Raw genomic sequence first — 750 nt, forward strand, 5'->3', positions numbered from 1 at the left:
GTTCACCTGTATTCGTCAACACTCATGCCTCCCGCTGGTTGCCGATGGGCGCGGGGGAGGAGTGCTGACGGGTAGAGGTGGGAATCCGAAAAATCGGATTGATATGAGAGGACAGGGAGTCCTCAATGCATTGCTGTAGGAATGGTGGAGCTGAGGCCCTGTTCAGAGCAGTCAGCCACCACTAGGGGAGGTGCGATTACTGGTGAATGCTGGTCTTGCTGATGGCAATCCAAGAAATAGCGAATATGCCAGCAACAAATATCACCGGACTGCCGAAAACTTTGTAGTAAAGCCAAAAATCAAATGGCGTGGAAAAAGCGACCGCAACGTTCAACACTGCCATAGTTGCGAGAAGCAACGCCAGTGAACGTGCACACATGCGCCATTGTGGTTTTGACAGATTTAAACGTTTTCCGAAAATGCATTGAAGTAGATTGAGCTTGAATCCGGCTTCAGCGATAACTACTACCAGAGCTAATGATCCGTACAAAATTGTAGGCTTAATCAATATGACGAATGAGCTCGGCAGTAGGAGTTTTCCAAGCAGTACACCAAATACCAAACCGAAAATTTGGAACAATAGAAACGCGCGCCACAAAAGCGCAAAGGACAGCCTCAGCCAATTTTTTGTCACACTCATTCTACGAGACCTTAAGGTGTTCATCATGTAGCGGCGGTATGCCGTTTCACGTTTAGGATTTCAGTTCTAAGCTACTAGATTGTATTGGCTCCATAAAGTACGAAAATTTT

1 protein-coding gene is annotated in these 750 nt (G+C 46.7%); it reads right to left on the reverse strand.

Going from position 1 to position 750, the window contains the following annotated elements:
* Positions 1-196: 196 nt before the first annotated feature.
* The gene (locus tag ACW9I6_RS32390) at positions 197-640 is read right to left on the reverse strand and encodes a septation protein IspZ (protein ID WP_457340244.1); all 444 of its coding nucleotides are present in this window, start codon (positions 638-640) and stop codon (positions 197-199) included.
* Positions 641-750: the final 110 nt, after the last annotated feature.

This window comes from Pseudomonas sp. SDO5522_S412 (genome assembly GCF_054071215.1).